The 14,355-nt window shown below is 69.1% G+C and carries 14 protein-coding genes and 1 pseudogene; 8 read left to right on the top strand and 7 right to left on the bottom strand.

Going from position 1 to position 14,355, the window contains the following annotated elements; translation table 11 throughout:
• Positions 1-624 (top strand): MFS transporter (locus ACTHK2_RS02855; protein WP_440244183.1); only part of this gene is annotated, 624 nt, incomplete at its 5' end.
• A 113-nt stretch (positions 625-737) separates the two neighbouring features.
• Here ACTHK2_RS02855 and ACTHK2_RS02850 read toward each other — a convergent pair.
• Positions 738-983: a PPC domain-containing protein gene (locus ACTHK2_RS02850; protein ID WP_440244182.1), complete on the bottom strand. Its 246-nt coding sequence runs from the start codon at positions 981-983 to the stop codon at positions 738-740.
• 222 nt (positions 984-1,205) lie between these two features.
• A complete protein-coding gene (gene trxA, locus ACTHK2_RS02845; RefSeq protein WP_440244181.1) occupies positions 1,206-2,072 on the bottom strand; it encodes a thioredoxin in 867 nt (288 codons plus the stop codon).
• Between the two features lie 133 nt (positions 2,073-2,205).
• Here trxA and ACTHK2_RS02840 point away from each other — a divergent pair, with 133 nt between their 5' ends.
• On the top strand, positions 2,206-2,835 hold the full coding sequence (locus ACTHK2_RS02840) for a hypothetical protein (RefSeq protein WP_440244180.1): 630 nt from the start codon (positions 2,206-2,208) through the stop codon (positions 2,833-2,835).
• Positions 2,836-2,840: 5 nt separating this feature from the next.
• Positions 2,841-3,074, top strand: coding sequence for a helix-turn-helix transcriptional regulator (locus tag ACTHK2_RS02835; RefSeq protein ID WP_440244179.1), 234 nt, complete (start codon positions 2,841-2,843; stop codon positions 3,072-3,074).
• Between the two features lie 115 nt (positions 3,075-3,189).
• Here the strand turns inward: ACTHK2_RS02835 and ACTHK2_RS02830 are convergent, their stop codons facing one another.
• The 3 genes from ACTHK2_RS02830 to ACTHK2_RS02820 all read right to left on the bottom strand — a co-directional run bounded on the left by ACTHK2_RS02830 (position 3,190) and on the right by ACTHK2_RS02820 (position 6,323).
• Positions 3,190-4,503, bottom strand: a complete 1,314-nt coding sequence (locus ACTHK2_RS02830) for an amidohydrolase family protein (RefSeq protein WP_440244178.1) — start codon at positions 4,501-4,503, stop codon at positions 3,190-3,192.
• 123 nt (positions 4,504-4,626) lie between these two features.
• Positions 4,627-4,938: a hypothetical protein gene (locus ACTHK2_RS02825; protein ID WP_440244177.1), complete on the bottom strand. Its 312-nt coding sequence runs from the start codon at positions 4,936-4,938 to the stop codon at positions 4,627-4,629.
• 2 nt (positions 4,939-4,940) lie between these two features.
• Positions 4,941-6,323 carry a tail fiber domain-containing protein gene (locus ACTHK2_RS02820; RefSeq protein ID WP_440244176.1) on the bottom strand — a complete coding sequence of 461 codons (1,383 nt, stop codon included), beginning with the start codon at positions 6,321-6,323 and terminating at the stop codon, positions 4,941-4,943.
• Positions 6,324-6,513: 190 nt separating this feature from the next.
• On the opposite strand from ACTHK2_RS02820, the gene leuS reads away from it, so the two are divergent.
• From leuS to nadD, 5 genes and pseudogenes are all read left to right on the top strand, one after another.
• Complete coding sequence (gene leuS, locus ACTHK2_RS02815; protein WP_440244175.1) at positions 6,514-9,234, top strand: leucine--tRNA ligase; 2,721 nt, start codon at positions 6,514-6,516, stop codon at positions 9,232-9,234.
• 87 nt (positions 9,235-9,321) lie between these two features.
• Complete coding sequence (locus tag ACTHK2_RS02810; RefSeq protein WP_440244174.1) at positions 9,322-9,969, top strand: glutathione S-transferase family protein; 648 nt, start codon at positions 9,322-9,324, stop codon at positions 9,967-9,969.
• Complete coding sequence (locus ACTHK2_RS02805; RefSeq protein ID WP_440244173.1) at positions 9,966-10,475, top strand: LPS-assembly lipoprotein LptE; 510 nt, start codon at positions 9,966-9,968, stop codon at positions 10,473-10,475. Before ACTHK2_RS02810 ends, ACTHK2_RS02805 begins: the two co-directional genes overlap by 4 nt.
• Positions 10,476-10,720: 245 nt before the next feature.
• A pseudogene (gene holA, locus ACTHK2_RS02800) lies at positions 10,721-11,801 on the top strand (DNA polymerase III subunit delta).
• Between the two features lie 28 nt (positions 11,802-11,829).
• A complete protein-coding gene (gene nadD, locus ACTHK2_RS02795) occupies positions 11,830-12,498 on the top strand; it encodes a nicotinate-nucleotide adenylyltransferase (protein WP_440244172.1) in 669 nt (222 codons plus the stop codon).
• 61 nt (positions 12,499-12,559) lie between these two features.
• On the opposite strand, the gene ACTHK2_RS02790 is transcribed toward nadD, so the two are convergent.
• Positions 12,560-13,789, bottom strand: coding sequence for a cupredoxin domain-containing protein (locus tag ACTHK2_RS02790; protein ID WP_440244171.1), 1,230 nt, complete (start codon positions 13,787-13,789; stop codon positions 12,560-12,562).
• A 74-nt stretch (positions 13,790-13,863) separates the two neighbouring features.
• Positions 13,864-14,355 (bottom strand): N-acetyltransferase family protein (locus ACTHK2_RS02785; protein ID WP_440244170.1); only part of this gene is annotated, 492 nt, incomplete at its 5' end.

The raw sequence follows: 14,355 nt of genomic DNA, 5'->3' as shown, positions 1-14,355 counted from the left end.
GTCGCGACGCGCGCGGTGCGCACGCTCGGCGACATCGGCCGTGCGATGCGCGAGATATCGCACCGTCGCGTGATCCTCGCGATGACCCTGCTGGCCGGCCTCGCCTCGCTGTTCGTCGGCAATGCCTACCAGGCGCAGATGCCCGGTTTCGCGCACGATCTCGGCCAGGCGAAGGCGGACTTCTACTACAGCCTGCTGCTCGGCGCCGACGCCGCCGGTGCGCTCACCGCCGGCATCGTGCTCGAAAGCCGCAGCCTGTTGCAGCCGCGCGCACGTACCGCCTGCCTGCTCGCGATGGCGTGGTGCCTCGCCCTCGGCGGCTTCGCGCTCACACGCAGTTACATGCTGGCGATCCCGCTGCTGTTCGTCGCGGGGTTCGTCGAACTGTCGTTCAACGCGATGGCGCAGACGCTCGTGCAGCTGGATGCGCCGCCGGAGATGCGCGGTCGCGCGATCGGCGTGTTCACGATGTTCGGCCTCGGCATGCGCACCTTCAGCGGCGTCACGGTCGGGCTCGTCGGCGCGAGCATCGGCATCCACGCGTCGCTCGCGGCAAGTGCGGCCGTCCTGTTCATTGCGATCGGCCTGCTGCTGCGCGTGATGCTGCGGCGCTTGCCCGTGTAGCTCGGGTGTCCGCCCCCTCGCGGCGCGCCATGCGATGCGCGTCGCGTTCACTCCTTCTTCGTCATCCCGGTGAACGCCCGGATCCAGCTGCTGGCGGACTCCCGTACGTCCGTTCAGTGCGTGTCGTACTGCGCCCGCAGCACGACGCCGCTGAACGGCTGCGTCGCCAGCAGCGCGATGTAGTACCAGCCCCTCGCCGGCGCGGCGACACTCACGCTATCGTCATTGCCGGGCAGGGTGGAGGCGACGTCGCAGTCGCTGCTGCTCGGCCAGTCGCCGGCCATGACGAACAGGTCGGCATCGCCGCTGCCACCGCTCGTCGCGACGACGAGGTTGCTCGGGGACGGGGTTTGCGCCACGGGAATACCGGGCGTTGGTGCAGGAGAGGGTGGGTGAGGTGCGAGGGCTGAGGGCCGAAGACGACGCCCCTTCGACTCCGGCCTGCGGCCTGCGCTCGGGCGAACGGATGGAGCCCCTTCGCATGCAAGCGAGGCTTCCGAGGGGGGGCGACTTCGGTCGCGATGCTCCGGCGCGGGCGTCGGCGACACGCGCCATGCGCGTACCGCCCCGCCGGCGATGCGTCAGAACAAGAGAGACGACATGCGGCGGCGGTAGCTACCGACGAGTTCGGCGTCGTCGAGCACGTTGAATGCGGCGATCAGGCGCTTCTTCGCCTGGCCCTCGTTCCACGTGCGATCGGCCTGGAGGATCGCGAGGAACTGGTCGAGCCCGGCGGCCGCTTCGCCGTCGATGAGCAGGCGCACGCCGAGCAGGTCGCGCGCGGCATGATCGCTCGGGTCGCGCTCGATGCGTGCGCGCAGTTCGGCCGCGCCCGGGGCGCCTTCGAGCGAGCGCGCGAAATCGAGCTGGCCGCGCAGCCGCCGGGCGCGATCGTCGTTGGCGAGGTTGGCGGGCAGGCTGTCGAGTTCCGCTTCCGCCGCCGCGGCATTGCCGGCCTGCATCTGCGCGAGGGCGAGTTCGAGCTTGAGTTCGGCCTTGTCGGGCTCGGCCGCGATCGCCTGCTGGATGCGCGCGATCGCCTGCTCGGGTGTTTCGTCCCGCACGGGAGCGGCGCCGTCCTCGGGCACGGCTTCGTTCGGCTGCACGTGGCGCGCGAGGAATTCGCGGATCGCGCCTTCGGGCAGCGCGCCGGTGAACGCGTCGGCGAGCTGGCCTTCGCGGATCAGCACGACGGTCGGGATGCTGCGCACGCCGAACGACGCGGCGAGCGCCTGCTCCTTGTCGCAATCGATCTTGGCGAGGCGCACCGCACCATTGAACTCGCCGACAACCTTTTCGAGCAGCGGGCCGAGCACCTTGCACGGCCCGCACCACGTCGCCCACAGGTCGACCAGGATCGGCTGGTCGAACGACGCGTCGAGCACTTCGGTCTGGAAGTTCGCTTCGGTCGCGTCGAACACGTAGGGGGAGGGCGGGGTCGCGGACATTCGGTGGCTCCTGGATCGGGTCGGTCGCAGATTGTGCCAGCGGTCGCGATTCGCAAGACGATGTCAAAAATACTTGACATCGCCCTCGGTAAATGTAATGTATGCGTTACATTATGTCTGCTGGAGATGACGCATGTCGCTGCCTCGCCTCGGGTTCGTCGGTCTCGCCGTCGTGGCCGCATTCGCGACCTGGCTGCTGCTCGCAGGTCCCGTGCGCGTGCTCGGTGTCGACACCGGCAACGCGGGTGTGTTCCTGCTCATGACGGCCGGTTGGGGTTCGCTCTATGCGATCTCGCGGCTTCCCGACGGCGGGATCGGCGTTGCGATGTCGCCCGGCGAATGGCGCGCCTGGCTAGGCCTCGCCTTCACGCTCGTGATCGCCGCGTACGCGATCGTGCATGCGCCGGTGTTCCACGGGCCGCCGCTGTGGCACAACCCGGACGCGAACCGCATCGGCCGCAACATCGTCATGCTGCTCATCGCCTGGGCGATCCTCGCGCGAGTACTCGATGCGCGCTGGCGCCGCGGCGTGCAACGGGACGAGCGTGATCGCGAGATCGAAGCGCGCGGCGCGGGCGCGGCGCGCCTCGCGCTCGTCGTGATCCTCGTCGGCTACGCGCTTCTGCTGTCGTTCTCTCCGTCGGAACGGCTCGATTGGGCGGTACCGCCGCTGCTCGGCCACCTGCTCGTCGTCGCGCTGATCGTTTCGTGCGCGTTCGAGTATCTCGTCGTCGGCCTCGGCTACTGGCGCGACCGGCACTGATCGCGATGGGCAACGGCACCCAGGTCTCCAACACGATCCGCCGCCGGCGTTTCGAGCGCGGCGAGATGACCCAGCAGGCGCTCGCCGACGCCTGCGGCGTCACGCGCCAGACGGTGATCGCACTCGAAGCGGGACGCTACGCGCCCTCGCTGGAACTGGCGTTCCGCATCGCGCACGCGCTGGGGGCGCGGGTCGAGGAGGTATTCCAGTGGAAAGGCGAAGAAAGGGCTGAGGGCTGAGAGGGCCCAGGGCTGAAAAGAAGCTCGCGCCGCGTTGCGCGCGGGAAGGCAGTTCCGGAGCGGGTACCGCCTTTCAGCCCTCAGCCCTTTGTCCCCACCCCAGCGCCTGCGCCCCTCAGCGCCCCGGCGCATTCGCACCGCCCTTGTACACCTCCCCCTCCTTCATCACGAACGCGACTTTCTGCATCCGCGTGATGTCTTCGAGTGGGTTGCCGGCGACGGCGATCACGTCGGCGATCTTGCCGGCCTCGACGCTGCCGAGGTCCTTCGTTTTGTGCAGCAGTTCGGCCGCATGCGTCGTCGCTGCCTGCAGCACGAACATCGCCGGCATGCCGGCCTCGACCATGTACTGGAATTCCTTCGCGTTCTGTCCGTGCGGATAGACCGCCGCGTCGGTGCCGAACGCGATCTTCACGCCGGCCTTGTACGCACGCGCCGCGGTCTGCTGGATCAGCGGGCCGACCTGCTTCGCCTTCGCGGCGATCTGCGCCGGGTAGTAGCCGGGCACGTTCGCCTTCTCCTCGACGTACTTGCCCGCGATGATCGTCGGCACGTACCAGGTGCCGTGTTCCTTCATGAGTTTGATATCGGCATCGTCCATGAAGGTGCCGTGCTCGATCGAGTCGACGCCACCGACGATCGCGCGGCGGATGCCCTCGGCGCCGTGCGCGTGCGCGGCGACGGTGAAGCCGTAGTCGTGCGCGGCGGCGACGACCGCCTTCACTTCCTCGAGCGTCATCTGCGCGTTGTCGACGCTGCTGCCCTCGTCGAGCACGCCGCCCGACGGCATGATCTTGATGAGATCGTCGCCGTCCTTGTAGTGCTGGCGAACGGCCTTCCAGGCGTCGTCGACGCCGTTGATGATGCCCTGCTTCGCACCAGGGTCGCCGGCGAGGTCCTTGCGGTAACCGTCGGTGCCGTCGGCGTGACCGCCGGTCGAGCCGATCGCGACGCCCGCGGTGAAGATGCGCGGCCCGGGCACGATCCCGGCGTTGATCGCATTGCGCAGCGCGACCGACTCGCCGTCGTTGTCGCCGAGGTTGCGCACGGTCGTGAAGCCGGCCTCGAGCGTGCGCCGCGCGTAGACGGTCGAGCGGATCGCGTAGTCGGCGACATTCCAGCGGAACTGGTCGGTGTAGCCGGTCGGGCTCGTCTCGCCGGTCAGGTGCGTGTGGCTGTCGATGAGGCCGGGCATGCAGGTCGCATCGCCGAGTTCGATCGTCGTCGCGCCGGCGATCTCGACGCGACCCGGTTTCACCTCGCGGATGCGCTTGCCGTCGACGACGATGCTGGTTTCTCCGAGCAGCTTGCCGGCCGGCGTGTCGACCAGATGCCCACAGTGCACGACCGAAGGGCGCGCCTCGTCGGCGCCGAACGCCGGTGACGCGAGAACGGCGAGAGCCGCGAGCGACATCACGCGCATGCCCATGTGGACCCCTTCGCTTCGATGTGGAAGGGCAATCCTAGCGCCTGGCTTCGCGTTTGGAACGCTGCCCTGCATCGAAAGCGTCGGGCGCGGATCCGGAGCGACCGGATCCGCGCCGTGTCGCCGTCACATCGGCGCTTCGAAGCCGTTGGCGAAGATCGTATCGTCAGCGCAGCCGAGCACGACGTGCGCGAGCTTGCCGATCAGTGCGACGTCACCGCCTTCCTGCACGGGAATGTACGATCGGCTCGCGACCAGGCTCGCCTGCAGGGACAGCCCGCTGCCGCGAGCGGCCGTTTTCACGACGGCGGGACGCAGACTCGCGTGAACGGTGTAGCGGCGCGTGGCATCGCCGGCGCTCGCGGCCGACGCGAGCGCGAGCAGCGCGAGCGCGGCGACCAGGGGTCCGCCGCGGATGACCGGGGTGGAGGTGGCCATGGTCAGTCCCCCTTGCGGCCTTCGAGGCGTTCGAGACGCGCGACGATGCGCTCGAGCGAACTGCGCAGGTCTGCGTTCTCGCGGCGCAACGCATCGTTCTCGTGCTCGACCTTCCGGTTGAGACCCTGGATCGCCGCGAACGCGATGCCGCTTTCGTCGACGGTCGTGATGTGGGTGTCGTCGTTGCCGAGGCCGAAGGCCGCCGCGAATACCTCGGCGACCGGCCCCATGTGCCGGCCTTCGCCGTGCGAGCCCTTGTACAGCCACGTCTGCACCGGCAACGAGACGAGCTTGCCGAGCACGTCGACGGTGTCCACCTTCTCGAACGCTTCCTTGAAGCTGCGGCTGGACGCATTGGTCCAGACGCCGCCTGCGGTGAGGTAGGCGCCATTGCCGGTCGAGGAGTTGTGGCCGACATTGAAGACGCCCGGGCCGTTCGCGCCGTTGAACTGGAATACGCCGTAGCCGCCGAAAGAGCTCGAGTAGTTGATGTACATCAGCGAGTGGTAGGTCAGCACGTTGTTGTCGTCGTGCAGGCCGTTCAACTGGAAGTAGCCGCCCGGGATCGCGCTGAAGTTGAAGCCGTTGTAGCCGGTCGCGGTGGTCGAGGTCTCGAACGTGAGATCGGCATTGGCACCGGGCAGGTGCGCCGAGGGCGCGATCGTCAACTCATCGCGTAGCGCGTTGTTGTCGGGCGCATGGCTCGTGTTGATGCCGACGCCGTTCTGCGCGACGAGGATGACCTGGTTGGGCCCCGTGTCGCGGATGGAGTTGCTGAACGTGGTGTCGTTGTGCCCGCCGGTGACGATGGAGCCTTCGAAGTGCGTGCCCGCGTTGTAGCCTATCGCCGTCGAGTACGCGCCGTCGGTGGCGTATGGATACGAAATGCCGCTGGACCCGTTCGGAGAGAAGCGCGCGACGACGCCGCTGTTGGCCTCGATGACGACGTTGTTCGCATCGGAGGTGCCGAGATAGCTTCCCGAAGGAATTCCCGCATTGCCGTCGAGCGCCCACGAGCCCGGGCAGCCGCCGGCCGGTGCCACCGGCGAGCGCGCATCGAGTGCGACGAATGACCCGCCCCCCGCGGCTTTCAACGCGACGCCGAGCCAGCCCTGCGTGGCGAGGCTCATCGGCCCGAAGTCGACGCTCGTGCTGAAGCTGCCGTCCTTGACGTCGACGCCGTAGAGGGTGACCGGGCCCGCGAGCACGTGGCCGCCGTCCTGCGCCGAGTAGAGCGTGAGTTGCAGGTCGTAGCGCCCGTTGGCCGGCTTGCCGGCGTCCTGCAGGCTGCCGTGGTAGGTGAAACCGTCCGCATGGGCGATCGATGCGCCCATCCCCGTTCCGAGCGCCACGGCCAGCGCGACGCATACCGTCAAGCGGTTCATACGATTTTCCTCGCTGCGGATGATCAGGGGTCGTTCCCCGTCTGCCCCTTACGCCACCCGGTGGCGCCGACCGCCATTGGCCGCGCCGGTGCGCAGGGCGGCAGCGCCTTTCCTCGATTGCTGCGCTGCGTTAGGCTCGTCGTCCTTTCATTCGCGAACCCGAAAGCGGCATGACGCCGCGCGACCATCCATGGCGATCCAGGAAAATTACGAACCCAGGGCCGTCGAAGCGGCCGCGCAGGCCTACTGGCGCGCGACGCGCGCGTTCGAGGTCACGGAAGACGCATCCAAGCCGAAGTTCTTCTGCCTGTCGATGCTGCCGTACCCGTCCGGCGCGCTGCACATGGGCCACGTGCGCAACTACACGATCGGCGACGTGATCAGCCGCTACCAGCGCATGAACGGCCGCAACGTGCTGCAGCCGATGGGTTGGGATGCATTCGGCCTGCCGGCCGAGAACGCGGCGATCAAGAACAACACGGCGCCGGCGAAATGGACCTACGCGAACATCGAGCACATGCGCGCGCAGCTCGCGACCCTCGGCTACGCGATCGACTGGTCGCGTGAATTCGCGACCTGCCGGCCCGAGTACTACGTGCACGAGCAGCGCATGTTCGTGCGCCTGTTCAGGAAGGGCCTCGCCTACCGCAAGCAGTCGGTCGTCAACTGGGATCCGGTCGACCAGACCGTGCTCGCCAACGAGCAGGTCATCGACGGCCGCGGCTGGCGCACCGGCGCGCTGGTCGAGAAGCGCGAGATCCCGCAGTGGTTCCTCAGGATCACGAGCTATGCGCAGGAACTGCTCGACGGGCTCGATCGCCTGCCGGGCTGGCCCGACGCAGTCAAGACGATGCAGCGCAACTGGATCGGTCGCTCCGAAGGCCTCGAGATCGCATTCGCGATCGAAGGCGAGCAGGAGCCGCTGACCGTGTTCACCACGCGCCCGGACACGCTCATGGGCGTGACCTACCTCGCGATCGCCGCCGAGCATCCGCTCGCGCTGAAGGCCGCGCGCGACAAGCCGCTGGTCGCCGCGTTCATCGACGAATGCCGCCACGGCGGCACCGCCGAGGCAGACATCGAGACCGCCGAAAAGAAGGGCATCGACACCGGCCTCACCGCGATCCATCCGGTCACCGGCGAACGCGTGCCGGTATGGATCGCCAATTTCGTGCTGATGGGTTACGGCACCGGCGCCGTCATGGCGGTGCCCGCGCACGACCAGCGCGACTGGGAATTCGCGACCAAATACGACCTGCTGATCAAGATGGTCGTTGTCAGCGACGCGGTGCGCGATGCGATCCGTGCGCTCGGCGACGATGCCGCGCGCAACACCGACCCGATGTCCGCCGCGCTCGGCGAGAGCCGTGCGATCGACGTCTACGAACCGGCCGCGGCCGAGAGCATCGTCGAGCAGTTCGAGCGCGACATCATCGAAAAGGGCGCGTACGTCGAGTACGGCACGCTGGTGAACTCGGGCGAATACGATGGCCTCGACTATCGTGGCGCGTTCGACGCACTCGCCGCGCGCTTCGAACGCGAAGGCAAGGGCGCGCGCCGCGTCAACTGGCGCCTGCGCGACTGGGGCGTTTCGCGCCAGCGCTACTGGGGTTGCCCGATCCCGATCATCTACTGCGCCAAGTGCGACGCCGTGCCGGTGCCGGAAGAGCAACTGCCGGTCGTGCTGCCCGAGGACGTGCAGTTCATGGGCGTGCAGTCGCCGATCAAGGCCGACCCCGAATGGCGCAGGACGACCTGCCCGCAGTGCGGCGGCCCGGCCGAGCGCGAGACCGACACGTTCGACACCTTCATGGAGTCGAGCTGGTACTACGCGCGCTACACGAGCCCGGGCGCGACCGCCATGGTCGATGCACGCGCGAACCACTGGCTGCCGGTCGACCAGTACATCGGCGGCATCGAACACGCGATCCTGCACCTCTTGTATTTCCGGTTCTACCACAAGCTGCTGCGCGACGAGGGCCTCGTCCACTCGGACGAACCGGCGACCAACCTCCTGTGCCAGGGCATGGTCATCGCCGAGACGTTCTACCGCGAGAATGCGGACGGCTCGAAGGACTGGATCAACCCGGCCGATGTCGAGATCCAGCGCGACGATCGCGCGCGCGTGGTCGGCGCGCGGCTCAAGTCCGATGGCCAGCCGGTGATGATCGGCGGCACCGAGAAGATGTCCAAGTCGAAGAACAACGGCGTCGACCCGCAGTCGATGGTCGGCAAGTACGGTGCCGACACGGTGCGCCTGTTCTCGATGTTCGCCGCGCCGCCGGACCAGTCGCTCGAATGGAACGAGGCCGGCGTGGAGGGCATGGCGCGTTTCCTGCGCCGCTTCTGGCGCGAGGTCGTCTCGCACGCGGCGCATCCCGACCACCCGGTCGTCGATGCGGCGAAGCTCGATGCCGCGCAGAAGGCGATGCGCCGCCAGGTGCATGAGACGATCCAGAAGGTGTCCGACGACATCGGCCGCCGCTATTCCTTCAACACTGCGATCGCAGCGCTGATGGAGTTGCTGAATGCGGTCGCGAAGTTCGACGACGCGAGCGACCAGGGGCGCGCCGTGCGCCACGAGGCGCTCGAAGCGATGGTGTTGCTGCTCAATCCCGTCACGCCGCACGTTTCGCATGCGTTGTGGCAGGTGCTCGGGCACGGCGAGACGCTGATCGAGGACCAGCCCTGGCCGAAGTCCGACCCGGCCGCGCTGGTGCGCGATGCGGTCACGCTCGCGGTGCAGGTCAACGGCAAACTGCGCGCGACGATCGAGGTTCCGGTGTCGGCCGGCAAGGACGAGGTCGAGCGCCTCGCGCTGGCCGAGCCGAAGGTCGCCGAGTACACCGGCGGCCAGGCGCCGAAGAAGGTCATCGTCGTGCCGGGCAAGATCGTCAACATCGTCGTCTGATCCCCGATCATCCGACCCCGCCGTCCGCGCGGGCGGCGTCGCCGTCGCTCCGCGACAGGGTCGCGGACATTCGCACAGGAAACCGCCGTGACGGTACCCGTCCTCTACTGCCATCGCGAATCGGGCCACAGCTACAAGGTCGCACTCGCGCTGCGCCTCATGGCCGTGCCCTTCGAGCAGCGCGCGGTCGATCTCAACCTGCCGCGCGAGCAGCGCAGCGAAGACTTCCGCGCCGCATCGCTGTTCGGCGAAGTGCCCGTGCTCGTCGACGAGGACGGCCTCGCGGTATGCCAGTCCAACGTGATCCTCGACCATGCCGCGCGCCGCTACGGCAAGCTCGACGGGCGCACGCCCGCGCAGCGCACGCGCGTTCGCGAGTGGCTCGCGTGGGAGGCGAACCGCCTTGCGATGAGCTTCCCGCACCTGCGCTTCTCGCGCCGCTTCGCGCGCGCGGACGCCGCGCTCGAGGCCTGGTGGACAGGACGCATGCACGCCGATTTCGACCGGCTCGGGCGCGAGCTCGAGACGAGCCCGTTCGTCGCCGGTGATGCGCCGACCATCGCAGACATGTCGTGTTGCGGCTACCTCTTCTGGACCGACCAGGCCGGCGTCGATCTCGCACCGTGGCCTGCGCTGATCGCCTGGCTCGAGCGCATCCGCTCGCTGCCGGGCTGGGCTGCACCGTATGATCTGCTCGTCGCCAGCCCACCGATTGCCGCCGGAACCCGCACATGACCCTGCGTCGCACGCCGTTCGCCCTCGTCGCCTTGCTCGCCCTGCCGCTCGCCGCGTGCGGGTTCCACCTGCGCCGCGAGGCCGAGCTGCCACCGAGCATGAAGCGCGTGCACATCCAGATCGCCGACTCGTCGAGCGCGCTGGCCAAGGGCCTCGCCAAGGCGCTGCCGCGCTCGGGCAGCGAGGTCGTCGAAATGGACGGCCCCGACATCGCGACATTGCGATTCGACGCGAATGCGTTCTCCACCGACGTCCTTTCGGTCGGCGGCAACGCGCGCGCGACCGAGTACTCGCTGCGCTACCACGTCGAATTCGAGGTGCTCGACGGCACCGGCGGCGTGATCGTGCCCAGGCAGACAATCGAACTCAGCCGCGACTTCACCTTCGATGCGAGCCAGTCGCTCGGCGTGGCCGCGCAGACCGACCTGCTCACGAAAGAGCTGCAGCAGGACATGGTGCAGGCCGTGCTGCGCCGGCTCGAGGCGCGCACGCACGCGGCGCAGTGAGGCGCGGGCCGCGCTCCCGAGGGAAGTGAGGGAGATCGATCGGCGGCCGCGCTGCGCGCATACCGCCTATGCGCGGCCCGATGCGCACGGCTGTACCGGCGGTCGCATCGCGGCTTACGCCCCCACGAGAGGCGGGCAAAAGCCCCCTGTGGGCGCGACTCCAGTCGCGATGCGCTTCCGCAAAGACAGCTGCTCCATGGAAAGTCGTGCGCGCCCCGTGTTTCGGCGCATGTAGAATCCGACCCATGTCGACGACCCCCGCCGCATTCCGCCGCCAGCTGGGGGCGCAGGAACTCAAGCCCGTCTACCTCATCGCCGGCGCCGAACCGCTGCTCGTGATCGAGGCGGCCGACGCGCTGCGCGCGCGCGCGGGAGCTCGGTTACCTCGAACGCGAGGTGCTCGACGTCGAATCGGGTTTCGACTGGAGCCGCCTTGCCGACGCGGCGCGTTCGATGTCGCTGTTCGCGAGCCGCCGCCTCATCGACCTGCGCCTGCCGAGCGGGCGACCCGGCAAGGACGGCGGCGCCGCGCTCGTCGAGTACTGCGCGGCGCCGCCCCCCGATACCGTGCTGCTGGTGACCGCGAACGACTGGAGCCGCAAGCACGAAGCGGCGTGGTCGGCCGCGATCGAGCGCGCGGGCGCGCTCGTCGTGGCGTGGCCGCTCAAGCGCGAGGAGTTGCCGGACTGGATCGGCGCGCGCGCCGCATCGAGGGGCTTGCGCCTTTCCTCCGATGCGATCGCGCTGCTCGCCGACAGGGTCGAAGGCAACCTGCTCGCCGCGGCGCAGGAGATCGACAAGCTCGCGTTGTTGCATGCGGGGAAGACGCTCGATGTCGACACGCTCGAGGCGAGCGTTGCCGACGACGCGCGCTACGACGTGTTCCGCCTCGCCGATGCGGCGCTCGCCGGCGACGCCGCGCGCGCGCTGCACATCGTCGCGGGCCTGCGGGCCGAGGGCGAAGAACTCATTCCGCTGCTCGGCTGGCTGCTCACGCAGTTGCGTACCTTGCTGCGCCTCGCGTCGGCGCCCAATCCCGAGGCGGCGCTGCGCAGCGAGCGGATCTGGCCGCAGGCGCGCGAAGGGTTGTTCCGCCGCGCCTTGAAGAACTCCGATCGTGCGCACTGGGAACGCTGCCTCGAACAGGCCGGTCGCATCGACCGCATCGTCAAGGGCCGCGACGAACTCGCGCCGATCTATTTCGCGCTCGGCAAGCTCGCCGATCTCACCGCCTGGCGCGAAGCGAACGGCTGGCGCGAACTCGAACGCCTCGTCGCCGCGATCGCCGCGCCGCGGCGCGCGGGATCGCTGTGCGCACGCGCGTGAACGCGCGCTCCGCCGAGCGGCCGCCGGCATGCTTGCATACGCCGGGGCCGCCGTGACGCGCCCGCTCGCCCTGTTCGGCGGCACCTTCGATCCGATCCACAACGCGCACCTGCGCGTCGCCTGGGAAGCCGCCGAGGCGCTCGACGCCGACGTGCGCCTGCTGCCGGCGAGCGTGCCACCGCACCGCGACCAGCCGCGAGCGAACGCCGGGCAGCGCGCGGTGCTCGTACGCGCCGCGCTCGCGGGGCAGCAGCGGCTCGTGCTCGACACACGCGAACTGCAGCGCGAAGGGCCGTCGTACACGATCGACACGCTGGCCGAGGTGCGCGAGGAGATCGGTGCGGATCGACCGCTCGTACTGCTCGTCGGCGCCGACGCGTTCGCGGGCCTCGCGAGCTGGCATCGCTGGCGCGAGCTGTTCGACTTCGCCCACATCGGCGTGCTGACGCGGCCCGGTCATGAGGGCGGCGCATTGCCGACCGAACTGCGCACGAAGATCGCCTCGCGCCGCTGTGCGGATGCGGCGAGCCTGCGCGACTCGCCGGCCGGACGCGTGCTGCCGATCGAAGTGACGCCGCTGGAAATCTCGGCGAGCCAGATCCGCGCGCTGCTCGCCGCCGGGCGCGAGCCACGCTGGCTCGTGCCCGACGCGCTGTTCGCCGATCCCGCCCTGCTCGCGCCCTACCGCGGCGTCTGACGGCGCGCGGATCGGGCGAGCGAGCGCGCCTGATTCGCACGCTCGCTCGCCGTATCGTGCATTACAGCGAACACCCCGCCGGTACCGGACCGAGGCGGGTGAGCTCGAGCGTGCCGCTGCGTCCGCTGTTCGGGCCCGCCGTGAACGCGTAGGCGAGCGTCGCCGCGCTGCAGCTGTGCCAAGTGATGCTCGCGCTGCCGACGGGCTCGGTCGTCGTTGTCGCGTGCCGGTCGAACACGCCCCCGCTGCTGTCGAAGATGCCGATGTCGGCGAGGCTCGCGGGCCCTGCAGCCGCCAGCGTTCCCTGCAGCGTGTACCAGTGCTGGCCGGCGCTTCCGGCGTCGACGGGCGCGTCTGCGAGGAAGGTGTACCAGGCTGCGAAAAACACATCCTGCGGCGGAGCGACGTCCATCACGAGGCCCTGGCCGCTGTTGCCGAGGTCCGCCCATGCGCCCGAACGCAGGTAGTCGCCGCCTGCGTTGCTGCCGCCCGCGCTGCAATTGACGTTGGCGAGCAGGCGCGTCATCGGGATCGTGCCGCTGCGGCCGCTGCCATCGGAGAACGCGTATGCGAGCGAACCGTGCGTGCAGTCGTCGAAGCGGAGCACCGCTTCGCCGACCGGCTGCGTCGTCGTCGCCTGGGCGGTGTCGAACGCGCCGCCCTCGGTGAGATAGATCGGCATCGTCGCCGACGCGGCGTCGCGCACGACGTCGCCCTGCAGCGTGTACCAGCGCTGGCCGCCGGCCGCCGTCACGTCGAACGTGAACCAGCCACCGAACAGCAGGCCACGCCCCGCGCCCGCGAAGTCGGGCCAGACCGTCATGACCAGGCCCTGCGACTCGGTCGCCGCGTTCGCCCACGAGCCGCTGAGTCCCTGCTGGTCGAGGTTGAACGGCGCCGGCGCCTCGCCCTGCACTATGATCGATCCCGTCATGCCCATGCCCTGGTGCACCTGGCAGTGGTAGCCATAGGTACCGGGCGTGTCGAACGTGACCGACGCATGCCATGCGGCAGCGCTCGGATTACCGTTGCCGCCGTCGCCGTCGCAACCCTGGGCGCAGCGGAACGAGCCGTCATCCGCCGTGACGTTGTGTGAACCGCCCTGGTTGTCGAACACGACCGTATCGCCGGCCTGGATCGTCAGCTGGCGCGGACTGAAGCTGAGGTCGGCGTAGTAGTAGCCGTCGCTGTAGCTCTGCCCGCCGACGCTCACGTGGTGCTCGGCGGCCGACGCGTGCACCGCGACGAGGAGGGTGATGAGGGCGAGGCCTTGTGCGGCAGGAGTAAGCATGAATGTCTCCACGGCTGGACCGTCGTGGAGTGGGTACCGCGCGCGCGCGGTGAGGTTGCGCGGACGGCGCGCCTTTACAGCAGCCGCTGCCAGTAGCCGACGTCGATCCAGCGATCGAACTTGCGCCCGACCTCGGCGAAGCGGCCGATCGCGTGGAAACCGACTTTTTCGTGCAGTGCGATGCTCGGAGCGTTCGGCAGTGCAATGCCGCCGATCACCGCGTGCGTGCCGCACGCACGCAGCGCGTGGATGAGCGACAGATAAAGCGGCAGGCCGAGACCGCGGCCGGTGCAGGCGGCGTCGAGATAGATCGTGCTCTCGACCGTGTGGCGGTACGCGCTGCGCGCCTTCCATGGGCCCGCGTAGGCGTAGCCGGCGACATCGCCATCGCATTCGCTGACGAGCCAGGGCAGGCCGCGTGCGCCGACCTCGGCGATGCGTGCGGCCATCACGCTTTCGCCGACCGGAGTTTCCTCGAACGTGGCGTGGGTCGAGCGTATGTAGTGGTCGTAGATCGCCGCGATCGCCGCCGCGTCGGCCGGCGTGGGGGGGGGGGGGGGGGGCGC

The organism is Dokdonella sp. (assembly GCF_051958935.1).
Classification (GTDB): domain Bacteria; phylum Pseudomonadota; class Gammaproteobacteria; order Xanthomonadales; family Rhodanobacteraceae; genus Dokdonella_A.
Note: the sequence above shows the minus strand (reverse complement) of the source record. Positions and strands in the feature narration are given on the sequence as shown.